The following is a 22,978-nucleotide window of genomic DNA, read 5'->3' as shown; positions in this document are numbered from 1 at the left end:
CTCTTGCTAAGGTGCGTTCACCTTAACATAACGAATTGATAGCCGTGTGCTGGTTTCTCTATCTTATCCGTACCGCTGATAATGCACTCTACACGGGGATCACCACCGATGTGGCGCGGCGTTTCTTGCAACATCAAACCGGAAAAGGGGCAAAAGCCTTGCGGGGAAAAGGTGAGCTGCAGCTGGCGTTTGCGGCACCGGTGGGTGAGCGCTCGCTGGCGCTGCGGCTGGAATACAGGATCAAGCAGCTTACGAAGCGCCAGAAAGAGCGCCTCGTCGCCGGGGATGGATCGTTCGAGGCGCTACGCGAGAGCCTGCTAACGCCGTGAGTTAAAAACGGTTAAAGTGGTCGTGATACTCAACCAGGCCGCTTACCCCCTGCAGCGCGTCATCAGCCAGACGATGCACCTGGAACGCAGATTCTGTACCTGGCCAGCGGCAATGCAGATCGTAATGGGCTGCCTTTTCAAAGCCTAGCTTGCTGTAAAAGGCAGGGTCGCCCAGAGTGACCACGGCGGCGTAGCCAAACTCGTTCAGGGAGTCCAGCCCTTCATAAACCAGCTGGCGTGCCAGCCCCTGGCCACGATAACTTTCGTCTACCGCCAGCGGAGCCATACCGACCCACTGCAGCTCTTCACCCTGTACGGAAACCGGGCTGAACGCGACGTAACCAACGACCTGCCCCTCATCATCGGTCGCCACCAGCCCAAGGGTGATCAGGCCATCTTCACGAAGATTATGCACCAGCTGCGCTTCACCCTCACCTTCGAAAGCGCGACGTAATAAGGCATCGATGCCGGGGGCATCAATCCCAATTTCAACTCGAATCAGCATGGCTCACCTACTGAAGTGTGTTTACTCTCCGGCGGGCTTTTCAGACCTGCCTCGACAAAATCGGCCATTTGCAGCAAGGCCATGCGTAACGCTTTTGGCATCTGCTCCAGCTCAATGGCATCCATCAGGTTTTTCACATACAGACCTAACTCGGTATCCCCTTCAATCACCAGACGGCGTTGGAAAAAGAGCGTGTCCGGATCCTGTTTACGCGCTGCGATCATCAGGAGATCGCTGGCATCTGCGCTGAAACTGACATCGGCGTCGGCAGATTCACGAACGACCAGCCGACCCTTTTCAACAGAGGTAAACCAGCAAAGACCGATATCACGAACGGTGATGCTTAACCAGCGCCCTTCCAGAAATTCCAGCTCGCCCTCTTCCAGCGCCTGGCGGAATTGCCAGCTTAGCAGTTGTTCCAGCACCTGGCGCTTCAGTGCAAAGGGGGCTAGCTTCACCGGCAAACTTAACAGTGACGGGCCTGCCTGTACGAGTCGTGAACGCAGTTTTTCCAGCACGAACTTTTCTCCCTGATATCTATAGTCCCGATATATTGCCATATCCAGTCGTCGGTATAGCGGCGTAAATCAACAAACCAGCGACCTTCATCAGCCATTATTGGTCCCATCAATACGCGATTAACTGCCTCAAATCAAAATTTGTCCCCAGGGGGTTCATTAAAATCCCTGTTTTATAACATTTTTGCATCCCCTGGGCTGCGAACGTCAGGATAAATTATGGAACTGCTCTGTCCTGCCGGAAATCTTCCGGCGCTTAAGGCGGCTATCGAAAATGGCGCCGATGCGGTTTACATCGGTCTGAAAGATGACACTAACGCCCGCCACTTCGCAGGCCTCAATTTTACCGAGAAAAAGCTGCAGGAAGCCGCTCGTTTTGTGCACCAGCATCGCCGTAAACTGCATATTGCGATTAACACCTTCGCCCACCCGGATGGCTATTCCCGCTGGGAGCGCGCGGTGGATATGGCAGCTCAGTCAGGTGCCGATGCGCTGATCCTGGCCGATCTCGCTATGCTGGAGTATGCCGCAGAACGCTATCCTCATATTGAGCGCCATGTCTCGGTACAGGCCTCGGCGACCAACGAAGAAGCGATCCGTTTTTATCATCGCCACTTCGATGTTGCCCGCGTCGTATTGCCGCGGGTGCTCTCTATTCATCAGGTTAAGCAACTGGCGCGCGTCACGCCAGTTCCGCTGGAAGTTTTTGCGTTCGGCAGCCTGTGCATCATGGCCGAAGGGCGCTGCTACCTCTCCTCTTATTTAACCGGGGAATCACCCAATACCGTTGGCGCATGTTCCCCTGCCCGCTTTGTACGCTGGCAGCAGACACCGAAAGGGCTGGAGTCTCGCCTGAACGATGTGTTGATCGACCGCTACCAGGAGGGGGAAAACGCAGGCTACCCAACGCTGTGTAAAGGGCGCTACCTGGTGGACGGCGAGCGCTATCACGCTCTTGAAGAGCCCACCAGCCTTAACACGCTGTCGCTATTACCAGAGCTGCTGGCTGCGAATATCGCCTCGGTGAAAATTGAAGGCCGCCAGCGTAGCCCGGCCTACGTTAGCCAGGTGGCAAAAGTGTGGCGTCAGGCGATAGATCGCTGTATGGCCGATCCACAAAACTATGCGCCACAGCCCGCCTGGATGGAGACGCTCGGCGCCATGTCCGAAGGCACCCAAACTACGCTTGGCGCGTATCACCGTAAATGGCAGTGAGATAACCATGAAATATTCCTTAGGGCCGGTGCTTTACTACTGGCCGAAAGAGACGCTGGAAGCGTTCTATCAGCAGGCGGCCACCAGCAGCGCCGATGTGATCTATCTTGGCGAAGCAGTGTGCAGTAAACGCCGCGCCACAAAAGTGGGTGACTGGCTGGAGATGGCAAAAAATCTGGCGGGCAGCGGCAAACAGGTGGTGCTTTCAACGCTTGCGCTGGTGCAAGCCTCCTCTGAGCTGGGCGAAATAAAACGATACGTTGATAACGGTGAGTTTTTACTCGAGGCCAGCGACCTGGGGGTGGTGAACCTGTGCGCCGAGCGCAAGCTGCCGTTTGTCGCAGGCCATGCGCTGAACTGCTATAACGCCGTAACCTTGCGTCTGCTGCTTAAACAGGGGATGACCCGCTGGTGTATGCCGGTTGAGCTGTCGCGTGACTGGCTGGTCAATTTGCTAGACCAGTGCGAAACGCTGGGGATCCGCAATCAGTTTGAAGTGGAGGTGCTGAGCTATGGTCATCTGCCGCTGGCTTACTCTGCCCGCTGCTTTACCGCCCGCTCGGAAGACCGTCCGAAGGACGAATGCGAAACCTGCTGCATCAAGTACCCGAACGGGCGCAGCATGCTGTCGCAGGAAAATCAGCAGGTTTTCGTCCTCAACGGTATTCAGACCATGAGCGGCTATGTCTACAATCTCGGTAACGAGCTGACGTCGATGGACGGGCTGGTGGATATGGTGCGCTTGTCCCCACTGGATACTAACGTTTTCGCCATGCTCGATGCGTTTCGCGCCAATCAACACGGCGAAGCTCCCCTGCCGCTGACTGCCAACAGTGACTGCAACGGCTACTGGAAACGCCTTGCCGGGCTGGAGCTGCAGGGCTGACGTAATAGCTCACTTTGTTAACAACTTTAGCTAATCTTTAATGCAGTATGGAAAGATTAACCGGAACAAAGTGAGCTCTTATGACTGATAAAACCATTCCGTTTTCGGTGCTGGATCTGGCACCGATCCCTGAAGGCTCCTCTGCCCGAGAGGCTTTTTCACACTCCCTGGATCTCGCGCGTCAGGCTGAACAGCGTGGCTATCATCGCTACTGGCTGGCGGAACATCACAATATGGTGGGCATCGCCAGTGCGGCAACCTCTGTGCTGCTGGGCTATCTGGCCGCGAATACCACCACGCTGCACCTGGGCTCAGGGGGCGTCATGCTGCCGAACCACTCTCCGCTGGTCATCGCCGAGCAGTTCGGGACCTTAAATACCCTTTACCCGGGGCGCATCGACTTAGGTCTGGGCCGTGCGCCTGGTAGCGATCAGCCCACGATGCGCGCGCTGCGCCGCCATATGAGCGGCGATGTAGACAATTTCCCCCGCGATGTGCTTGAGCTCGTCGAGTGGTTCGACGCTCGCGACCCGAATCCTCATGTCCGCCCGGTGCCGGGCTATGGCGAGAAGATCCCCGTCTGGCTGCTGGGCTCTAGCCTTTATAGCGCCCAGCTCGCAGCCCAGCTTGGCCTGCCTTTTGCCTTCGCGTCGCACTTCGCGCCAGATATGCTGCACCAGGCGCTGCATCTTTATCGTACCCAGTTCAAGCCGTCTGCGCGACTTGAGAAGCCGTATGCGATGGTCTGCATTAACATTGTTGCTGCCGATAGCAACCGCGATGCAGAGTTCCTCTTTACCTCTATGCAGCAGGCGTTTATGAAGTTGCGTCGCGGCGAAAGCGGGCAGTTACCGCCGCCCGTCGATAATATCCATCAGCTGTGGTCGGCCTCCGAGCAGTACGGGGTTCAGCAGGCGCTGAGTATGTCGCTGGTGGGCGATAAAGCGAAAGTACGCCATGGGCTGGAAGCGGTTCTGCGTGAAACCCAGGCCGACGAGATTATGGTCAACGGCCAGATTTTCGATCATCAGGCTCGTTTACACTCGTTTGATCTGGCGATGCAGGTGAAAGAAGAATTGGTGGGTTAGTTGTGATTCTGCCCTCTCCTGTGGGGAGAGGGCAAAATGATCCGATTTACGGATATACCGGCAACAGATTAAAGCTCGACAGGATGTGCACCAGGGCGTTGCCCACCCCGAAGACCAGAATCAGGGCAATCATCGGCTTACCGCCCCAGACGCGGAATGTTGGACTGCCGAAGCGTTGACGCGATTTACGTGCGAGCAGCGCAGGAACAATTGCCGCCCAGATGGTGGCCGCCAGCCCCGCATAGCCGATAGCATACAGGAAACCATTCGGCCACATCAGACCACCCACAATCGGGGGCAGGAAGGTCAGCAACGCGGTTTTGAAGCGCCCCGGCGCGGAATCATCAAAGCCAAACAGATCCGCCAGGTAATCAAACAGGCCCAGCGTCACGCCGAGGAAGGAACTTGCCACCGCGAAGTTCGAGAAAATAACCAGCAGCAGATCCAGACTGCGGCTGTTCAGTACACCGCTTAACGCCTGCACCAGCACATCGATGTTTCCGCCCTTCTGCGCAATGCCGATAAATTCCGGACGCGGGATGTTACCCATCGTCCCCAGCAGCCAGATGACATACAGCCCCAGCGCCAGCAGCGTGCCGTACACCAGGCACTTCACGATGGTGCGCGGATCTTTGCCGTAATACTTCATCAGGCTCGGCACGTTGCCGTGATAACCGAACGACGCCAGACAGAACGGTAAGGTCATCAGCAGGTACGGCGTGTAGCTGGCATGACTTTCCGCCACGTTAAACAGCGTTGCTGGCGTCACATGCCCCAGCAGGCTGCCAAAGGTGAGGAAGAAAGTGATGACTTTGGCGCCCAGTACAATGGCCGTCATGCGGCTGACGGCCTTTGTGCTCAGCCAGACGATAAAGGCCACCGCCAGCGCAAAGCACAACCCCGCCAGACGCGCCGGCACGTCTAATGAGAGTTCTGAAAAGGTGTGATGCAGAATCGAACCGCTCGCAGAAATGTAGGCGTACGTCAGGATATAAAGCACGAAGGCGATGGAGAGACCGTTTACCAGGTTCCAGCCTTTGCCCAGCAAGTCTTTCGTAATGGTGTCGAAGCTGGAACCTATGCGGTAGTTCAGGTTGGCTTCCAGAATCATCAGCCCGGAGTGCAACATACAAAACCAGGTAAAGACCAGCGCTGCCAGTGACCAGAAGAACCACGCCCCGGACATGACCACCGGCAAGGAGAACATCCCCGCGCCGATAATGGTGCCGCCGATGATCACCACGCCGCCGAGCAGCGAAGGTGACGTTTGGGTGGTGGTTAGTGTCGCCATACAGCCAGATCTCCAGTCATAAATTTGGTACAGCATATCAATGCGCTGCACTGTACCAGTACAAGAGTACAAAAGGAATAAAAAAAGCCCCGATAATGATTACCGGGGCTGTATAGATTACTTTACGCTAGTTAACGCAGGGGTTACGCATCGCCACCGAAGCGGCGACGGCTGGTGCCTTCGTCACGACGTGGACCACGGTTTTCGCGACGTTCACCGCTGAAGCGACCCGCGCCTGGCGCAGCGCCTTCACGACGAGGACCACGACCGCCTTCACGACGCTCACCGCCGCCGAAGCTACGACCACCTTCACGACGCTCACCACCGCCACGACGTTCGCCGCCACGGTCAGGACGCGGCTGAGCATCGCCCAGCAACTGCATGTTCATCGGTTTGTTCAGAATGCGGGTGCGAGTAAAGTGCTGCAGAACTTCGCCCGGCATACCTTTCGGCAGTTCGATAGTAGAGTGGGTACCGAACAGCTTGATGTTACCGATGTAACGGCTGCTGATGTCGCCTTCGTTAGCGATAGCGCCAACGATATGACGAACTTCAACACCATCATCACGGCCAACTTCAATACGGTACAGTTCCATATCGCCAGCGTCACGACGCTCACGACGTGGACGGTCTTCACCACCACGCTCTGGACGATCGCCACGTGGGCCACGGTCGTTACGATCACCACGACGCTCGAAACGGTCGTCACGGTCACGGAACTCACGCTTAGGACGCATTGGCGCATCTGGCGGAACGATCAGGGTACGTTCGCCCTGAGCCATTTTCAGCAGTGCCGCAGCCAGAGCTTCCATATCCAGCTCTTCGCCTTCTTCCACTGGCTGAATCTTCGCCAGCAGACCACGGTACTGATCCAGATCGCTGCTTTCCAGCTGCTGCTGAACTTTGGCGGCGAATTTTTCCAGACGGCGTTTGCCCAGCAGCTCTGCGTTTGGCAGGTCTGCTTCTGGAATGGTCAGCTTCATGGTGCGTTCGATGTTGCGCAGCAGACGACGCTCGCGGTTCTCAACGAACAGCAGCGCACGGCCAGCACGACCCGCACGACCGGTACGACCGATACGGTGAACGTAAGACTCGGAGTCCATTGGAATGTCGTAGTTCACAACCAGGCTGATACGCTCAACGTCCAGACCACGTGCTGCCACGTCGGTTGCAATCAGGATATCCAGACGACCGTCTTTCAGACGTTCCAGCGTCTGCTCACGCAGAGCCTGGTTCATATCACCGTTCAGCGCTGCGCTGTTATAGCCGTTACGCTCCAGCGCTTCAGCCACTTCCAGGGTCGCGTTTTTGGTACGCACGAAGATGATCGCCGCATCAAAATCTTCCGCTTCCAGGAAGCGTACCAGCGCTTCATTTTTACGCATGCCGTACACAGACCAGTAGCTCTGGCTGATGTCAGGACGCGTGGTCACGCTGGACTGAATACGTACTTCCTGCGGCTCTTTCATGAAGCGGCGGGTAATACGACGGATAGCTTCTGGCATGGTTGCAGAGAACAGAGCGGTCTGATGACCTTCCGGGATCTGCGCCATAATGGTTTCTACGTCTTCGATGAAGCCCATACGCAGCATTTCATCTGCTTCATCCAGTACCAGACCGCTCAGTTTAGAGAGATCAAGGGTACCGCGCTTCAGGTGATCCAGCAGACGGCCCGGCGTACCGACGACAATCTGTGGGCCCTGGCGCAGGGCGCGTAACTGCACGTCATAACGCTGGCCGCCGTACAGGGCTACCACGTTTACGCCGCGCATATGTTTAGAGAATTCAGTCATTGCTTCTGCAACCTGAACAGCCAGTTCACGGGTTGGAGCAAGAACGAGGATCTGCGGTGCACGCAGGTCCGGATCGATGTTGTTCAGCAGCGGCAGCGAGAACGCCGCAGTTTTACCGCTACCCGTCTGGGCCATGCCCAGCACGTCACGACCAGAGAGCAGATGTGGGATACACTCTGCCTGGATCGGAGATGGTTTTTCGTAACCCAGATCGTTAAGGGCTTCAAGGATAGGAGCCTTCAGGCCCAGATCTGCAAAAGTGGTTTCGAATTCAGCCATGTAGTACAAGTGCCTCGATATTAATGGCGGCCAGTCTACTTAGCTCATCGTGAAAATGATTAGCAATTTTCATTGAAAAGTGTGAACCGGCTCAAAGTAGGTGTATTGACGAACAACAACGCCCTCACCAGTGAAGGTGATGGCAATCAAAAGATTACGGGCTGATGTTTATGTCGTCAGCTATTGCTGGTCCGATTCTGCCAGGTCGTCATGCTCCTGGCCCAAGAGCGATAATTCCAACAATGCATAACGGTGCTCAACATAGTTGTGTACGTTGTTAGCAACCGCTAATTTGAACAGTGCCGTAGCGCTGTCCATATCCCCCAGACTTAGGTAGTACTTACCTAAATAGAAGTTGGTTTCACTGAGATGTTCAGCGAGCGAGGTGTTATCCGTTGCGTCCGCCTTGAGCCGTTCCATTAGCGTTGCTTCGCTAATGTTGCCCAGGTAGAACTCGACAATATTCCATCCCCATTGTTCCTTGTCCGATTTGTCGAAGCGCTGTTTCAGTGCTTCTTTGGCCTGCTTCGCATCAAGCTTCTGCTCAACGATGTAAAGCCACAGGCTACGGAAAGGATCGTTCGGATCGTCTTGATAAAACGCCAGCAGATCATCTTGCGCTAACTTGTCACGACCGCCGTAATACAGGGCGATACCGCGATTCAAGTGCGCGTAGTTGTAAGTTGGATCAAGCTCAAGTACAGAATCAAACGCTTCATAGGCAGCATCAAAATTGCCTGCCTGCGTTAAATAAATGCCTAAGTAATTGAATACTTCAGGCATATCGGGTCGGATGGCTAACGCTTGTGAAAAATCATTTCGCGCCAGTGCCCTCAGACCGAGACTATCATACAACACTCCGCGCTCATATAAAAGCTGTGCGCGTTCGTCATCGGTTAAAGCCCGACTGGCAAGAATTTGTTCCATGCGAGCCAGAATCACTTCTTGCTGCAAAGTCGGTTGCAATGGTACCGCGAGGACTTCACTTTTACGCCAGGCAGAGTTGCTGCATCCTGCCAGCGTTAAAGCTGTCGCAACGAAACACCAGCGCAGAAAAGGCTTCATTTCCCACTCCCGAAGACAACAATTGGATGAACGTCCTGTCCCCCGGCGGCTCAACAAGGCGTCCTGCCTGATAATAAGCCCTCCGCCTGAGCGGAGGGCAAATGGCAACCTTACTCGCCTTGTTCCGCTGCCGGAGCTTCCGGCGCGGCGGCAGGCTGTGACTGCTCGGTCGCTTCTTTAATGCTCAGACGGATACGGCCCTGACGGTCAACTTCCAGAACCTTAACCGGTACTTCCTGACCCATCTGCAGGTAATCGGTCACTTTCTCAACGCGCTTGTCGGCGATCTGAGAGATGTGAACCAGACCTTCTTTACCGCCACCGATGGCAACAAATGCGCCAAAGTCAACGATACGGGTCACTTTACCATTGTAGATGCGGCCCACTTCGATTTCCGCAGTAATTTCTTCGATGCGACGGATTGCGTATTTTGCTTTCTCGCCGTCGGTTGCTGCGATCTTCACAGTACCGTCATCTTCGATTTCGATAGTGGTGCCAGTCTCTTCGGTCAGAGCACGGATAACAGAACCGCCTTTACCGATAACGTCTTTGATCTTGTCCGGGCTGATCTTAATCGTGTGGATACGCGGAGCGAACTGAGAGATGTCGCCGCGCGGCGCGTTGATCGCCTGTTCCATCACGCCCAGGATGTGCAGACGCGCACCTTTAGCCTGGTTCAGCGCAACCTGCATGATCTCTTTGGTGATACCTTCAATTTTGATATCCATCTGCAGTGCAGAGATACCGTCGCGGGAACCCGCCACTTTGAAGTCCATATCACCCAGGTGGTCTTCGTCGCCCAGGATGTCAGACAGAACAACGAAGTTGTCGCCTTCTTTCACCAGACCCATCGCAATACCCGCAACGGCGGCTTTGATTGGCACACCTGCGTCCATCAGCGCCAGGGATGCGCCACATACGGAAGCCATGGAGGAAGAACCGTTGGATTCGGTGATTTCAGAAACCACACGCACGGTGTACGGGAATTTATCAGCTTCTGGCATAACCGCCAGCACGCCACGTTTCGCCAGACGACCGTGACCAATTTCACGACGCTTCGGCGAACCTACCATACCGGTCTCACCAACGGAGTACGGAGGGAAGTTGTAGTGGAACAGGAAGCTGTCAGTACGCTCACCCATCAGTTCATCGATGTTCTGCGCGTCACGTGCAGTACCCAGGGTCGCGGTAACCAGCGCCTGAGTTTCGCCACGGGTGAACAGTGCGGAACCGTGAGTACGTGGCAGAACGCCAGTACGCACATCCAGACCACGGATCATGTCTTTCTCACGGCCATCGATGCGCGGCTCGCCTGCCAGTACACGGCTACGAACAACGTTTTTCTCGATAGCGTGCAGGATTTCGCTCAGCTCGTTAGCATCCAGCGTTTCGTCTTCAGCCACCAGCTTCGCAACGGTTTCAGATTTGATCACGTCAACCTGAGCATAACGCTCTTGTTTGTCAGTGATACGGTAAGCATCGCTCAGGCGAGATTCTGCCAGAGCCGCTACGCGTGCGTTCAGCGCGTCGTTTGCCGCTTCTGGCTGCCAGTCCCAACGTGGTTTACCGGCTTCTTTCACCAGGTCGTTGATGTTCTGGATAACGATCTGCTGCTGGTCGTGGCCATATACTACAGCACCCAGCATCTGGTCTTCGCTCAGCAGCTCAGCTTCGGATTCAACCATCAGCACAGCCGCTTCAGTACCCGCAACTACCAGGTCCAGCTTACTCTCTTTCAGCTCTTCCTGAGTTGGGTTCAGTACATACTGGTCATTGATATAACCAACACGTGCAGCACCGATTGGGCCATTGAACGGAATACCAGACAGGGAGAGCGCAGCAGATGCGCCGATCATCGCAACGATGTCCGGGTTAACCTGTGGGTTAACAGAAACAACAGTGGCGATAACCTGTACTTCGTTAACGAAGCCTTCCGGGAACAGCGGGCGAACCGGGCGGTCAATCAGACGCGCGATCAGGGTTTCGCCTTCGCTTGGACGGCCTTCACGACGGAAGAAACCACCCGGGATTTTACCGGCAGCGTAGGTACGCTCCTGGTAGTTAACGGTCAGCGGGAAAAAGTCCTGACCTGGTTTAGCTTTTTTCTGGCCGACAACGGTCACGAATACCGCGGTGTCATCCATGCTTACCATTACGGCAGCAGTCGCCTGACGCGCCATCATGCCGGTTTCCAGCGTAACGGTGTGTTGACCGTACTGGAATTTACGAACGATCGGATTCAGCAAGATTCTGTCCTTTCTTAAATAAGTGTCCGCACACCCCTGGCGTGCTGACGATTTAACCGGATCTACTCTGCATCCTCGCGACTAATGACAACCGACACCCTTATGGGTGAAGCCTCTCATTAGCCGCGCGAACCTCTGCAATGCAGATCATTTAAAGCAACAATACATTAGTTTCCAGTGAATTGCTGCGTCTGATTGAAAAAAGGGGCCATAAGGCCCCCTTTTCTGAAACTCGCAAGACTTAGCGACGCAGACCCAGACGCTCGATCAGCGCGGTGTAGCGTGCAACATCTTTACGTTTCAGGTAGTCGAGCAGTTTACGACGCTGAGAAACCATACGCAGCAGACCACGACGGCTGTGGTGATCTTTTTTGTGCTCTGCAAAGTGACCCTGCAGGTGGTTAATCTGTGCAGTCAGCAGTGCAACCTGAACTTCGGTAGAACCGCTGTCGTTAGCATCACGACCAAACTCAGAAACGATTTTAGCTTTAGCTTCAACGCTTAGAGACATTTTACAACTCCAAAGTATAAAGAATGAAAGGATGCCGATCTCTAATTCAGCTATCCCGAGTATAACGCCAGCCTATTGTTAAACAATTTGCGAGACGTTAAGCCGCAATATTCTACCCGCCTCCCCTGCTTATCGCAAGTTGAGGCGTGAGGTTATGCGGGATATTCGACCACCAGACGACGGGGTGCGACACGCCCTTCGTCATCCATTTCACCCATACCGATGAACTTACCTTCATCACCTTCCGTGACGCGAACCAGGCCATCAGCCGGTGCGTCTGAGGTGCGAACAGGGTTGCCGTTTTTAAAGTAAACGGACGATGTTAACGGCAAATTCACGACCGGATAGTCCGCGGCCGGACTGTCCATAGGCATCAAAATCGGGTCCAGCAGCTCGGCGGCAGAGAGACCCTGCTGTTCCGCCTGCTCCACCAGCGCACCAAGCTGCTCAAGCGTCACCATCCGCTCAGCGGGATAGTTGCTGACGGCAAGGCGACGCAGGTAGATGACGTGCGCGCCGCAACCCAGTTTTTCGCCCAGGTCGTCGATAATGGTGCGGATGTAAGTGCCCTTTGAACAGTGCACTTCCAGCTCCAGCTCGTCGCCTTCGTGGCGGATAAACAGCAGCTCGTAAACGGTGATCGGGCGAGCCTCACGCGGCACCTCGATACCCTGACGCGCATACTCGTAGAGCTTCTTGCCCTGGTATTTCAGCGCCGAATACATAGAGGGCACCTGCTGAGTCTCGCCACGGAAGCTTTCCAGCGCATCAGCAAGCTGCTCTGCGCTAAAAGTGACAGGACGCTCTTCCACGACCTGACCATCAGCATCAGAGGTATCGGTACGCTGACCCAGCTTTGCGATGACGCGATAGCGCTTATCAGAATCCAGCAGATACTGAGAAAACTTTGTCGCTTCGCCAAGACAAACTGGCAGCATGCCGGTCGCCAGGGGGTCCAGCGCACCGGTATGGCCGGCTCGGTTGGCGTTATATAGACGCTTTACCTTTTGCAGAACGTCGTTGCTGGATGCCCCTTGCGGTTTATCCAGTAACAGCACGCCATGCACGTCGCGACCGCGACGACGAGGACGACTCATTAGTCCTCCTTATTGTCGTCCGGGTTTACACGACGTTCGTCGTCGTGCTTAACCACGCTGGTCACCAGGTTGGACATGCGCATACCTTCTACCAGCGAGTTGTCATAGAAGAAGGTCAGCTCAGGCACGATACGCAGGCGCATTGCTTTGCCAAGCAGGGAACGGATGAAACCCGAAGCTTCCTGCAGCGCTTTAATGCCGTTTTTTACTGCCGCTTCGTCCTGATCGTTCAGGAAGGTCACGAACACTTTGGCATAGGCCAGGTCACGGGACATTTCAACGCCGGACACGGTGGTCATCATACCCACGCGTGGGTCTTTAATTTCGCGTTGCAGAATGAGCGCGATCTCTTTCTGCATTTCCTGCGCTACGCGCTGAGGGCGACCAAATTCTTTCGCCATAATAAATTCTCCAGACAAAAAAGGGGCTAAAAGCCCCTTTTGAAATTATTGCCGGGTGGCGCTTCGCTTACCCGGCCTACGCGAATTAATCATCTACGGATTTTGGTTTGCCGCCAACACAGTGGCGGCCCAAAAGTCGACGACGATTACGCGATGGTACGCTGAATTTCGATGATCTCGAACACTTCGATCATGTCGCCAACGCGAACATCGTTGTAGTTCTTCACGCCGATACCACATTCCATACCGTTACGGACTTCGTTAACGTCATCTTTGAAGCGGCGCAGAGATTCCAGCTCGCCTTCGTAGATAACCACGTTGTCACGCAGTACGCGGATTGGGTTGTGACGTTTGATGGTACCTTCAGTAACCATACAGCCCGCGATAGCACCAAACTTCGGTGATTTGAACACGTCACGGACTTCAGCCAGACCGATGATCTGCTGTTTCAGCTCAGGAGAGAGCATACCGCTCATCGCTGCTTTCACTTCGTCGATCAGATGATAGATGACGGAGTAGTAACGCAGATCCAGGCTTTCAGCATCGATAACTTTACGCGCGGACGCATCAGCACGAACGTTGAAGCCAACCAGGATAGCGTTGGAAGCAGCAGCCAGGGTCGCGTCGGTTTCGGTGATACCACCTACGCCTGAACCGATGATCTTCACTTTCACTTCGTCGGTAGACAGTTTCAGCAAGGAGTCGGAGATCGCTTCCACAGAACCCTGAACGTCGGCTTTCAGAACCACGTTCACTTCGTGAACTTCGCCTTCGGTCATGTTGGCAAACATGTTCTCGAGTTTAGATTTCTGCTGACGAGCCAGTTTAACTTCACGGAATTTGCCCTGACGATACAGCGCAACTTCACGTGCTTTCTTCTCGTCACGCACTACGGTCACTTCGTCACCCGCTGCCGGCACGCCGGACAGACCCAGGATTTCCACCGGAATGGACGGACCTGCTTCCATTACTTCCTGGCCCAGTTCGTCACGCATTGCACGAACACGGCCATACTCGAAGCCACACAGTACGATGTCACCCTTATTCAGGGTACCTTCGCGTACCAGTACGGTTGCAACCGGGCCACGACCTTTATCCAGGAAGGACTCGATAACCGCGCCGCTCGCCATACCTTTACGAACCGCTTTCAGCTCCAGAACTTCAGCCTGCAGCAGGATAGCGTTCAGCAGGTCGTCGATACCGGTACCCGCTTTTGCAGATACTGGGATGAACTGTGCTTCACCGCCCCACTCTTCCGGCATAACGCCGTACTGAGAGAGTTCGTTTTTAACGCGGTCCATGTCAGCTTCTGGTTTGTCGATTTTGTTGACTGCAACAACCAGTGGCACCTGCGCCGCTTTCGCGTGCTGGATAGCTTCGATGGTCTGTGGCATCACGCCGTCGTCGGCTGCAACAACCAGTACCACGATATCCGTTGCCTGCGCACCACGAGCACGCATTGAGGTAAAGGCGGCGTGGCCCGGGGTATCCAGGAAGGTGATCATGCCGTTATCGGTTTCTACGTGGTAAGCACCGATGTGCTGGGTAATACCACCCGCTTCGCCGGAGGCAACCTTAGTAGAACGAATGTAGTCGAGCAGAGAGGTTTTACCGTGGTCAACGTGACCCATGATGGTCACAACCGGTGCACGCGGTTCAGCCGCAGCGCCAGTGTCACGGTCGCTCATTACTGCTTCTTCCAGCTCGTTTTCACGACGCAGGATAACTTTGTGGCCCATCTCTTCGGCAACCAGCTGTGCGGTTTCCTGATCGATAACCTGGTTGATGGTCGCCATCGCGCCCAGCTTCATCATCGCTTTGATGACCTGAGAGCCTTTCACGGCCATCTTGTTCGCCAGATCGCCAACGGTGATGGTTTCGCCAATGATAACGTCACGGTTAACAGCCTGCGCTGGCTTCTGGAAGCCCTGCTGCAGAGCGGAACCTTTACGCTTACCGCCTTTCCCACCGCGACCCGCTGCACGCGCTTCTTCGCGATCGGCTTTGGATTCAGCGTGCTTGTTGCCTTTCTTCTGAGGACGGGCAGTCTTCGACGCGGTGCGGGTACGGCCACGACCACCTTCAACTTCACGGTCGTTTTCGTCTTCTGCCTGGCGTGCATGCTGGGAAGTGGTTACGTGGTAATCGCTGGTGTCTTCAGTCTGTTCAGCGGTATTCACGCCGTTTTTCTCGTTTTCTTCTGCCATACGGCGCGCTTCTTCAGCAACACGACGTGCGTCTTCTTCCAGCTTACGGCGAGCTTCTTCTTCCGCTTTACGCTTCAGTTCAGCTGCTTCATTTTCACGACGGGCTTTTTCCGTCTGGGCTGTTTTGGTCATTTCGTCAGTCTGTTGATTGCTCACTTTGTCTTTTTCCGCAGCTTCACGCTTCGCTTTATCACTGGCGTCGCGTTTCGCTTTTTCTGCGGCCTCACGTTCAGCTTTTAATTCTGCCTCACGTTTGGCAGTTGCTTCTGCCTCACGCTGAGCTTGTTCTTCCGCTTCACGCTGTGCCTGCTCTTCCGCAGCAAGGCGCTCTGCCTCTTGCGGATCACGTTTTACAAAGGTGCGCGTCTTGCGGACTTCGATTTGTACCGATTTGCTTTTACCACCGGTACCAGGGATATTCAACGTACTGCGCGTTTTGCGCTGCAGCGTTAACTTGTCAGGCGTAGAACCATGTTCACGGTTCAGGTGCGCTAACAAGGTTTGTTTCTCTTGCGCGGTTACCGAATCATCAGCGGACTTCGGGATCCCTGCATCAGCAAATTGCTGTACCAGGCGATCCACGGAGGTCTGAATCTCGGCAGCCAGCGTTTTTACAGTTACATCAGTCATGCTGTTCCTTCCTGCTACAGTTTATTACGCTTCGTCGCCAAACCAGCAAATATTACGTGCGGCCATGATGAGTTCGCCGGCTTTCTCGTCGGTTAAACCTTCGATATCGGCCAGGTCATCAACGCCTTGTTCAGCGAGATCTTCCAGCGTACAAACACCACGGGCAGCCAGCTTGAACGCAATCGCACGATCAAGACCTTCCAGATTCAGCAGGTCATCAGCCGGCTTCTTATCACCAAGGCTTTCTTCCTGAGCCAGTGCCAGGGTGGTCAGTGCGTTTTTAGCGCGTTCACGCAGGGCTTCAACGGTTGGCTCATCCAGACCGTCAATTTCCAGCAGCTCTTTCATTGGCACATAGGCCAGTTCTTCCAGCGTAGAGAAGCCTTCTTCAACCAGTACAGTGGCGAAATCTTCGTCAATGTCCAGGTACTTAGTGAAGGTATCGATCGCCGCGTGGGCTTCAGCCTGATGCTTAGCCTGCAGGTCATCAACGGTCATTACGTTGAGTTCCCAGCCGCTCAGCTGAGACGCCAGACGCACGTTTTGACCGTTACGGCCAATCGCCTGCGCCAGGTTACCCGCTTCAACAGCGATATCCATGGTGTGCTTATCTTCGTCCACAACAATGGAAGCTACGTCAGCCGGCGCCATCGCGTTGATCACGAATTGCGCCGGGTTGTCGTCCCACAGAACGATATCGATACGTTCGCCGCCCAGTTCGGTCGAGACCGCCTGCACGCGAGCACCACGCATACCTACGCATGCGCCAACCGGATCGATACGCTTGTCGTTGGTTTTTACCGCGATTTTCGCACGGGAACCAGGATCGCGAGCGGCCGCTTTGATTTCGATAACTTCTTCGCCGATTTCCGGCACTTCAATGCGGAACAGTTCAACCAGCATTTCTGGTTTAGAACGCGTTACGAACAGCTGGGCACCGCGTGCTTCTGGACGCACAGCGTAAAGTACGCCACGGATACGGTCACCCGGACGGAAGTTTTCACGCGGGAGCATGTCTTCACGCAGGATGACGGCTTCAGCGTTACCCGCCATGCCTTCAGATTTGATTTCCAGGGAAATGTTGTCGCGGTTAACTTTCTTCACCACGCCAGTAACGATTTCACCTTCCTGATCGCGGAACTGATCAACCACCATAGCGCGCTCGGCTTCACGTACTTTCTGCACGATAACCTGCTTCGCCGTCTGGGTAGTGATACGGTCGAAGGTCACAGATTCAATCTGATCTTCAACATACTCGCCAACATTCAGGCTTTCATCTTCGAAACGTGCTGCTTCCAGCGTGATCTCTTTAGTCGGCTGAGTCACTTCTTCCACGATCACCCAACGGCGGAACGTGTCGAAGTCACCGCTTCTGCGATCGATTTCAACGCGAACATCGATCTCTTGCTCGTATTTTTTCTTGGTTGCTGTAGCCAGTGCACTTTCCAGCGCTTCGAAAATCTTCTCACGCGGCAGCGCTTTCTCATTGGAAACGGCTTCAACAACAGCCAAAATTTCTTTGTTCATCGCGGGCTTTTCACCTCAATCCAGACTGTTAAAAGTGGGGAACCAGGTTCGCCTTCTGGATATTACTCAGCGCGAACACTTCATCTTTGCCTTCGACTGTCACCGTGATCATTTCACCATCAACGGCTTTGATAACGCCCTGCCATTTACGGCGGTTCTGTACAGCCATACGCAGAACGAGAGCCACTTCTTCACCGGTAAAACGCACATAGTGCTCGGCCGTGAACATTGGACGATCGAGGCCAGGTGAGGAAACTTCCAGGTTGTATGCAACAGTAATCGGGTCTTCAACGTCAAGAACCGCACTCACCTGGTGGCTGACATCAGCACAATCGTCAACATTGATGCCATCTTCACTATCAATATAGATGCGCAGCGTCGATGTACGGCCGCGAACGAATTCGATGCCGACCAGTTCGTAGCCCAGTGCTTCGACCGGTGCTGTAATCATCTCTGTTAATTTTTGCTCTAATGTGGACAAGCCCACCCCCAAGACATAAAAAAAGGGCATAAAGCCCAGTTATTCTGTAGTCAGATAACAAAAAACCCCGATAAATCGGGGCTTTAGATAACTGAACCCTATAGCCGCAACTGCGGCCTGGAGCACTCTCCGAAAGAATTCTTTCAAATCCAGCTACGAAGGCTCTGAGTCTTCACAGTATATTTGAAAAAGAACTTAATGGGAAAGTGGTTGCGGGGGCCGGATTTGAACCGACGACCTTCGGGTTATGAGCCCGACGAGCTACCAGGCTGCTCCACCCCGCGCCTGAAACGTGGCAAATTCTACTCGTTTTGGGTAAAAAATGCAAATAATGCTGGGATTTGGTACCGAGGACGGGACGTAAAATCGGCGTTTAGTATATTGATAGTATGGGTTGGCTGTCAACCCTGTAACCGACAGTGGAAAGGCTAAGATATTTTTACAAAAAGTACACGAATGTCTTCCGGTCATCGTCAAAAGATGATTAAATGAAAACTCACTTATTTTGCATAAAAATGCAATTCAGGTGAAAAGGATAACTCATCAGTCAATCAAGCAGGGTTTTATTTTATGACGACGATTCTCAAGCATCTTCCGCAAGGACAACGTATTGGCATCGCTTTTTCGGGCGGCCTGGATACCAGCGCTGCACTGCTGTGGATGCGCCAAAAGGGAGCGGTTCCTTATGCATATACTGCGAACCTGGGTCAGCCGGATGAGGACGATTATGAAGCCATCCCGCGTCGCGCCATGGAGTATGGTGCAGAGAACGCCCGTCTGATTGACTGCCGTAAGCAACTGGTTGCTGAAGGTATCGCAGCCATTCAGTGTGGCGCGTTTCATAACACCACCGGCGGTTTGACTTATTTCAATACCACGCCTCTGGGTCGCGCCGTGACCGGTACTATGCTGGTTGCTGCGATGAAAGAAGACGGCGTCAATATCTGGGGCGACGGCAGCACCTATAAAGGCAACGACATTGAGCGTTTCTATCGCTATGGCCTGCTGACCAACGCTGAACTGCAGATCTACAAACCCTGGCTGGATACCGATTTCATCGATGAGCTGGGTGGTCGTCATGAAATGTCTGAATTTATGATTGCCTGCGGCTTCGATTATAAGATGTCCGTCGAGAAAGCTTACTCAACAGACTCAAACATGCTGGGTGCGACGCACGAAGCGAAAGACCTGGAGTACCTGAACTCCAGCGTGAAGATCGTTAACCCGATCATGGGCGTTAAGTTCTGGGACGAAAACGTCAAAATCCAGGCCGAAGAAGTGACGGTGCGTTTCGAGCGCGGCCATCCGGTTGCCCTGAACGGCAAAACCTTCTCTGACGATGTCGAGCTGATGCTCGAAGCGAACCGCATCGGCGGACGTCACGGTCTGGGCATGAGCGACCAGATTGAGAACCGTATTATCGAAGCGAAAAGCCGTGGCATCTATGAAGCTCCGGGGATGGCGCTGCTGCACATTGCCTATGAACGTCTGCTGACCGGTATTCACAACGAAGATACCATCGAGCAGTATCACTCTCATGGTCGTCAGTTAGGTAAACTTCTGTATCAGGGCCGCTGGTTCGACCCGCAGGCACTGATGCTGCGTGATGCGTTGCAGCGCTGGGTGGCAAGCGCCATCACGGGCGAAGTGACGCTGGAGCTGCGTCGCGGTAATGACTACTCCATCCTTAACACGGTCTCTGACAACCTGACCTACCAGGCAGAACGTCTGACCATGGAGAAAGGCGATTCAGTCTTCTCTCCGGACGATCGTATCGGCCAGCTGACTATGCGTAATCTGGATATCACCGATACCCGTGCCAAGCTGTTCACCTATACTGAGAACGGTCTGCTCTCGGTATCCGGTGGAAATGGTTTGCCGCAGGTTGAGAATCAGGATCATAACGATAAGCCGTAATCGTTACTCCGAAAGAAAAAAAGCGCCTGCCAGGCGCTTTTTTTTTGCCCTTTAACGGGGCGCGTCGATAGTATCTAACCCATTATCGTCACTGTCAGGTGATAAAGGACAGACGAAAAAAAAGACGCTTTTCAGCGTCTTTCTTTCGGAATATTGGTACCGAGGATGGGACTCGAACCCACAAGCCCGTTAGGGCACTACCACCTCAAGGTAGCGTGTCTACCAATTCCACCACCTCGGTACGGAATACTTACTTACTGCGGGATATCGCTGGTCGGCTTAGCCGGTGCAGCTGGCTGAGTCTGCTCGGATTTCGCCGGCGCGCTCAGGTTTTCCCACTCACTTCCCTTACTGGTCTTGTTGCTGTTGATATTGCCAAGCGCCAGGCTGATGATGAAAAACAGCGTCGCCAGAATCGCCGTTGCACGGGTCATGAAGTTACCAGAACCACTTGAACCGAACAGCGTACCGGAAGCGCCTGCTCCGAAGGAGGCTCCCATGTCAGCGCCTTTACCTTGCTGCAGCATAATCAGCGCAACGAGTGCGATGGCCACAATAAGGAAAACAACCAAAAGAGCTTCGTACATAATCAACCTGTTCCTTGCGGATTTGCCGCATACCAATGCTTCGACCAATAAGCAGGAATTTCTCTTTCCCACTGAAGCGGGTGTGAATACTAACCAAAGCGAATGACCTTCGCAAGGGCAATTTCAGCGCATTGTATCAAGTGCGGAAAAAAACAGCAAAAGCCGCACATCTGCGCAATTTAAAGGCGGCAATCGCCGCCTTTTTAAACACTTAACCTGAATGATTATGCCGCTTTTACCGCATCGGCGATACGGTGAGCAAATTCAGTCACCTGAGCTTCGTCTTCACCCTCTACCATCACGCGGATCAGCGGTTCAGTACCAGATTTACGCAGCAACACACGGCCACGTGAGCCCAGCGCGGCTTCAACCTCGGCCATGACGGCTTTCACGTTCTCATTTTCCAGCGGATCGCCGCTACCTGCAGAGAAACGTACGTTGACCAAAATCTGCGGAAACATTTTCATGCCGCTGCAGAGGTCGTGCAAGGACATATGGTTACGGACCATCGCCGCCACAACCTGCAGGCCCGCCACGATGCCATCGCCCGTGGTGGTTTTATCCAGCAGAATAACGTGACCGGAGTTTTCAGCCCCAATGCGCCACCCTTTCTCCTGCAGTTTTTCCAGTACATAGCGGTCGCCCACTTTTGCGCGGACAAACGGAATACCGAGCTGTTTCAGCGCCAGTTCCAGACCCATGTTACTCATCAGCGTACCAACAGCACCGCCGCGCAGTTGTCCCTGGCGCAGCCCTTCACGCGCAATGATATACAAGATCTGGTCGCCATCGACCTTGTGACCCTCATGGTCGACCATGATGACGCGGTCGCCGTCGCCGTCCAGCGCAATCCCCAGATCGGCTTTTTCTGCCAGCACACGGGCCTGCAGGGCCCGGACGTCGGTTGCCCCAACGCCTTCGTTGATGTTCACGCCATCCGGTTCACAGCCGATAGTAATCACTTTCGCGCCCAGTTCGCGGAACACATTCGGTGCAATGTGGTAGGTCGCGCCGTTCGCACAGTCGACAACGATTTTGAGATGGCTAAGGCTCAGCTCGTTAGGGAAGGTACCTTTGCAGAATTCAATGTAGCGGCCCGCAGCATCCACAATGCGGCTCGCTTTACCCAGCTCAGCAGAATCCACGCAGGTGATCTCTTTTTCCATCTCCGCTTCAATGGCTTCCTCTACTTCATCCGGCAGTTTAGTACCGTCGATGGAGAAGAATTTGATGCCGTTGTCATAAAACGGGTTATGGGAAGCAGAGATAACAATACCCGCTTCCGCGCGGAAGGTGCGGGTGAGATAAGCCACTGCAGGGGTCGGCATCGGTCCTGTAAAGGAGGCAGAAAGTCCCGCAGCGGCCAGCCCAGCCTCTAATGCCGATTCCAGCATATAACCGGAGATACGCGTATCTTTGCCAATGATGATTTTGCGTGAGCCGTGACGCGCCAGCACTTTACCAGCTGCCCAGCCCAGCTTCAGGACAAAATCAGGGGTGATTGGTGCATCGCCTACGCGCCCACGGATGCCATCGGTACCAAAATATTTACGTTCACTCATAGCGTTTGTTTTCCTTCGCTGCCAGTGTAGCTTCCACTACACGCATGGCTTCAACAGTCTCTTTTACGTCATGGACGCGAATAATATGAGCTCCCTGCATCGCTGCAATAACGGCGCAAGCCAGGCTGCCGCTCAGGCGCTCGGAAGGGCCCACGTTCAGCAACTGTCCTATCATTGATTTTCTCGACATCCCAACCAGCAGCGGTAGGCCAAAATGGTGAAACTCAGATAAGCGCGCAAGAAGTTCGTAGTTATGGGAGAGATTCTTACCGAAACCGAATCCCGGGTCGAGTAGCAATTTCTCTTTTGGGATGCCTGCACGCTCACAGCGTGCGATATGCTCAATAAAGAAGCGATTAACATCGGCAAAGACATCTGCATACTTAGGCGCTTCCTGCATCGTTTTCGGCTGCCCCTGCATGTGCATCAGGCACACCGGTAGCCCGGTTTCTGCTGCCGCCTCAAGCGCGCCCGGCTCGGTCAGCGAGCGAATGTCATTGATAATGTGAGCACCTACTCTCGCCACTTCGCGAATCACTTCAGGCTTAGAGGTGTCGACGGAAATCCACACTTCAAAACGTTGAGCAATCGCCTCAACCACTGGAACGACGCGCGCTAATTCTTCGTCTGCCGAAACATCCACCGCCCCTGGGCGCGTGGACTCCCCGCCGACATCAATAATGGTGGCACCCGCGTTGATCATCAAATTCGCGTGTCTCACCGCCTCGATAAGCGTGTTGTGCGTCCCGCCGTCGGAGAAGGAGTCAGGGGTAACGTTCAGGATACCCATCACATGAGGATGTGAGAGTTCAAGATGCGAATCCTGGGCGAAAAGTTTCATGG

The 22,978-nt window shown here is 54.2% G+C and carries 21 protein-coding genes and 2 tRNA genes; 5 read left to right on the top strand and 18 right to left on the bottom strand.

Annotated elements, in window-relative coordinates; all coding sequences use genetic code 11:
- The first annotated feature begins 44 nt into the window (after positions 1-44).
- A complete protein-coding gene (locus B3B59_RS08870; protein ID WP_040073907.1) occupies positions 45-329 on the top strand; it encodes a GIY-YIG nuclease family protein in 285 nt (94 codons plus the stop codon).
- Position 330: 1 nt separating this feature from the next.
- On the opposite strand, the gene B3B59_RS08865 is transcribed toward B3B59_RS08870, so the two are convergent.
- Together B3B59_RS08865 and ubiT are read right to left on the bottom strand one after the other, a co-directional pair.
- Complete coding sequence (locus tag B3B59_RS08865; protein ID WP_046885792.1) at positions 331-834, bottom strand: GNAT family N-acetyltransferase; 504 nt, start codon at positions 832-834, stop codon at positions 331-333.
- Positions 828-1,352: a ubiquinone anaerobic biosynthesis accessory factor UbiT gene (ubiT, locus tag B3B59_RS08860; RefSeq protein WP_040073905.1), complete on the bottom strand. Its 525-nt coding sequence runs from the start codon at positions 1,350-1,352 to the stop codon at positions 828-830. The genes B3B59_RS08865 and ubiT overlap by 7 nt, the downstream gene beginning before the upstream one ends.
- Before the next feature lie 219 nt (positions 1,353-1,571).
- Here ubiT and ubiU point away from each other — a divergent pair, with 219 nt between their 5' ends.
- The 3 genes from ubiU (at position 1,572) to B3B59_RS08845 (ending at position 4,541) form a co-directional block, all read left to right on the top strand.
- A complete protein-coding gene (ubiU, locus tag B3B59_RS08855) occupies positions 1,572-2,567 on the top strand; it encodes a ubiquinone anaerobic biosynthesis protein UbiU (RefSeq protein WP_212476754.1) in 996 nt (331 codons plus the stop codon).
- Positions 2,568-2,574: 7 nt separating this feature from the next.
- Complete coding sequence (locus B3B59_RS08850) at positions 2,575-3,453, top strand: U32 family peptidase (RefSeq protein WP_040073903.1); 879 nt, start codon at positions 2,575-2,577, stop codon at positions 3,451-3,453.
- A gap of 80 nt (positions 3,454-3,533) precedes the next feature.
- Positions 3,534-4,541, top strand: coding sequence for a luciferase-like monooxygenase (locus tag B3B59_RS08845; protein WP_040073902.1), 1,008 nt, complete (start codon positions 3,534-3,536; stop codon positions 4,539-4,541).
- Between the two features lie 46 nt (positions 4,542-4,587).
- Here the strand turns inward: B3B59_RS08845 and mtr are convergent, their stop codons facing one another.
- The 12 genes from mtr to B3B59_RS08785 form a co-directional block, all read right to left on the bottom strand.
- Complete coding sequence (gene mtr, locus B3B59_RS08840) at positions 4,588-5,832, bottom strand: tryptophan permease (protein WP_207292464.1); 1,245 nt, start codon at positions 5,830-5,832, stop codon at positions 4,588-4,590.
- A gap of 143 nt (positions 5,833-5,975) precedes the next feature.
- Complete coding sequence (locus tag B3B59_RS08835) at positions 5,976-7,904, bottom strand: DEAD/DEAH family ATP-dependent RNA helicase (RefSeq protein WP_040073900.1); 1,929 nt, start codon at positions 7,902-7,904, stop codon at positions 5,976-5,978.
- A complete protein-coding gene (yrbN, locus tag B3B59_RS08830; RefSeq protein WP_097397692.1) occupies positions 7,897-7,977 on the bottom strand; it encodes a protein YrbN in 81 nt (26 codons plus the stop codon). Before yrbN ends, B3B59_RS08835 begins: the two co-directional genes overlap by 8 nt.
- A gap of 107 nt (positions 7,978-8,084) precedes the next feature.
- The gene (nlpI, locus tag B3B59_RS08825) at positions 8,085-8,969 is read right to left on the bottom strand and encodes a lipoprotein NlpI (RefSeq protein ID WP_040073899.1); all 885 of its coding nucleotides are present in this window, start codon (positions 8,967-8,969) and stop codon (positions 8,085-8,087) included.
- Between the two features lie 110 nt (positions 8,970-9,079).
- Positions 9,080-11,215: a polyribonucleotide nucleotidyltransferase gene (pnp, locus tag B3B59_RS08820; protein ID WP_286808740.1), complete on the bottom strand. Its 2,136-nt coding sequence runs from the start codon at positions 11,213-11,215 to the stop codon at positions 9,080-9,082.
- A gap of 241 nt (positions 11,216-11,456) precedes the next feature.
- The gene (gene rpsO, locus B3B59_RS08815; protein WP_032614416.1) at positions 11,457-11,726 is read right to left on the bottom strand and encodes a 30S ribosomal protein S15; all 270 of its coding nucleotides are present in this window, start codon (positions 11,724-11,726) and stop codon (positions 11,457-11,459) included.
- A 152-nt stretch (positions 11,727-11,878) separates the two neighbouring features.
- The gene (gene truB / locus B3B59_RS08810) at positions 11,879-12,823 is read right to left on the bottom strand and encodes a tRNA pseudouridine(55) synthase TruB (protein ID WP_286808738.1); all 945 of its coding nucleotides are present in this window, start codon (positions 12,821-12,823) and stop codon (positions 11,879-11,881) included.
- Positions 12,823-13,224, bottom strand: coding sequence for a 30S ribosome-binding factor RbfA (gene rbfA / locus B3B59_RS08805; RefSeq protein ID WP_040073896.1), 402 nt, complete (start codon positions 13,222-13,224; stop codon positions 12,823-12,825). The genes truB and rbfA overlap by 1 nt, the downstream gene beginning before the upstream one ends.
- 146 nt (positions 13,225-13,370) lie before the next feature.
- Entirely contained in the window at positions 13,371-16,061 is a 2,691-nt protein-coding gene (gene infB, locus B3B59_RS08800; protein WP_040073895.1) for a translation initiation factor IF-2, read from the bottom strand.
- A 24-nt stretch (positions 16,062-16,085) separates the two neighbouring features.
- Positions 16,086-17,588 (bottom strand): transcription termination factor NusA, encoded by a 1,503-nt coding sequence (gene nusA, locus B3B59_RS08795; RefSeq protein ID WP_040073894.1) that lies wholly within the window; start codon positions 17,586-17,588, stop codon positions 16,086-16,088.
- Between the two features lie 28 nt (positions 17,589-17,616).
- On the bottom strand, positions 17,617-18,069 hold the full coding sequence (gene rimP, locus B3B59_RS08790; RefSeq protein WP_040078388.1) for a ribosome maturation factor RimP: 453 nt from the start codon (positions 18,067-18,069) through the stop codon (positions 17,617-17,619).
- 207 nt (positions 18,070-18,276) lie between these two features.
- Positions 18,277-18,353 (bottom strand) — tRNA-Met (locus B3B59_RS08785).
- Positions 18,354-18,639: 286 nt separating this feature from the next.
- Here B3B59_RS08785 and argG point away from each other — a divergent pair.
- Positions 18,640-19,986: an argininosuccinate synthase gene (gene argG, locus B3B59_RS08780; protein ID WP_212476761.1), complete on the top strand. Its 1,347-nt coding sequence runs from the start codon at positions 18,640-18,642 to the stop codon at positions 19,984-19,986.
- A 154-nt stretch (positions 19,987-20,140) separates the two neighbouring features.
- Here argG and B3B59_RS08775 read toward each other — a convergent pair.
- The 4 genes from B3B59_RS08775 to folP all read right to left on the bottom strand — a co-directional run bounded on the left by B3B59_RS08775 (position 20,141) and on the right by folP (position 22,976).
- Positions 20,141-20,227: transfer RNA gene (locus tag B3B59_RS08775), tRNA-Leu, on the bottom strand.
- A gap of 13 nt (positions 20,228-20,240) precedes the next feature.
- Complete coding sequence (secG, locus tag B3B59_RS08770) at positions 20,241-20,573, bottom strand: preprotein translocase subunit SecG (RefSeq protein ID WP_032614427.1); 333 nt, start codon at positions 20,571-20,573, stop codon at positions 20,241-20,243.
- Positions 20,574-20,797: 224 nt separating this feature from the next.
- The gene (gene glmM / locus B3B59_RS08765) at positions 20,798-22,135 is read right to left on the bottom strand and encodes a phosphoglucosamine mutase (protein ID WP_046885787.1); all 1,338 of its coding nucleotides are present in this window, start codon (positions 22,133-22,135) and stop codon (positions 20,798-20,800) included.
- The gene (gene folP / locus B3B59_RS08760; RefSeq protein WP_286808735.1) at positions 22,128-22,976 is read right to left on the bottom strand and encodes a dihydropteroate synthase; all 849 of its coding nucleotides are present in this window, start codon (positions 22,974-22,976) and stop codon (positions 22,128-22,130) included. The genes glmM and folP overlap by 8 nt, the downstream gene beginning before the upstream one ends.
- Positions 22,977-22,978 lie beyond the last annotated feature (2 nt).

Source organism: Leclercia sp. UBA2479, assembly GCF_002341985.1.
Taxonomy (GTDB): domain Bacteria; phylum Pseudomonadota; class Gammaproteobacteria; order Enterobacterales; family Enterobacteriaceae; genus Enterobacter; species Enterobacter pneumoniae.
The sequence above is the reverse complement of the archived record's forward strand: the minus strand, read 5'-3'. Positions and strand labels throughout refer to the sequence as shown.

Excerpts from the sequence above, each read along its gene's own strand:
- argG (WP_212476761.1), top strand. The coding sequence starts at position 18,640 with ATGACGACGATTCTCAAGCATCTTCCGCAAGGACAACGTATTGGCATC.
- nusA (WP_040073894.1), bottom strand. The coding sequence starts at position 17,588 with ATGAACAAAGAAATTTTGGCTGTTGTTGAAGCCGTTTCCAATGAGAAA.
- secG (WP_032614427.1), bottom strand. The coding sequence starts at position 20,573 with ATGTACGAAGCTCTTTTGGTTGTTTTCCTTATTGTGGCCATCGCACTC.
- B3B59_RS08835 (WP_040073900.1), bottom strand. The coding sequence starts at position 7,904 with ATGGCTGAATTCGAAACCACTTTTGCAGATCTGGGCCTGAAGGCTCCT.
- glmM (WP_046885787.1), bottom strand. The coding sequence starts at position 22,135 with ATGAGTGAACGTAAATATTTTGGTACCGATGGCATCCGTGGGCGCGTA.
- B3B59_RS08850 (WP_040073903.1), top strand. The coding sequence starts at position 2,575 with ATGAAATATTCCTTAGGGCCGGTGCTTTACTACTGGCCGAAAGAGACG.
- folP (WP_286808735.1), bottom strand. The coding sequence starts at position 22,976 with ATGAAACTTTTCGCCCAGGATTCGCATCTTGAACTCTCACATCCTCAT.
- yrbN (WP_097397692.1), bottom strand. The coding sequence starts at position 7,977 with ATGAAAATTGCTAATCATTTTCACGATGAGCTAAGTAGACTGGCCGCC.
- infB (WP_040073895.1), bottom strand. The coding sequence starts at position 16,061 with ATGACTGATGTAACTGTAAAAACGCTGGCTGCCGAGATTCAGACCTCC.
- rbfA (WP_040073896.1), bottom strand. The coding sequence starts at position 13,224 with ATGGCGAAAGAATTTGGTCGCCCTCAGCGCGTAGCGCAGGAAATGCAG.
- mtr (WP_207292464.1), bottom strand. The coding sequence starts at position 5,832 with ATGGCGACACTAACCACCACCCAAACGTCACCTTCGCTGCTCGGCGGC.
- B3B59_RS08845 (WP_040073902.1), top strand. The coding sequence starts at position 3,534 with ATGACTGATAAAACCATTCCGTTTTCGGTGCTGGATCTGGCACCGATC.
- B3B59_RS08865 (WP_046885792.1), bottom strand. The coding sequence starts at position 834 with ATGCTGATTCGAGTTGAAATTGGGATTGATGCCCCCGGCATCGATGCC.
- rpsO (WP_032614416.1), bottom strand. The coding sequence starts at position 11,726 with ATGTCTCTAAGCGTTGAAGCTAAAGCTAAAATCGTTTCTGAGTTTGGT.
- ubiU (WP_212476754.1), top strand. The coding sequence starts at position 1,572 with ATGGAACTGCTCTGTCCTGCCGGAAATCTTCCGGCGCTTAAGGCGGCT.
- truB (WP_286808738.1), bottom strand. The coding sequence starts at position 12,823 with ATGAGTCGTCCTCGTCGTCGCGGTCGCGACGTGCATGGCGTGCTGTTA.
- nlpI (WP_040073899.1), bottom strand. The coding sequence starts at position 8,969 with ATGAAGCCTTTTCTGCGCTGGTGTTTCGTTGCGACAGCTTTAACGCTG.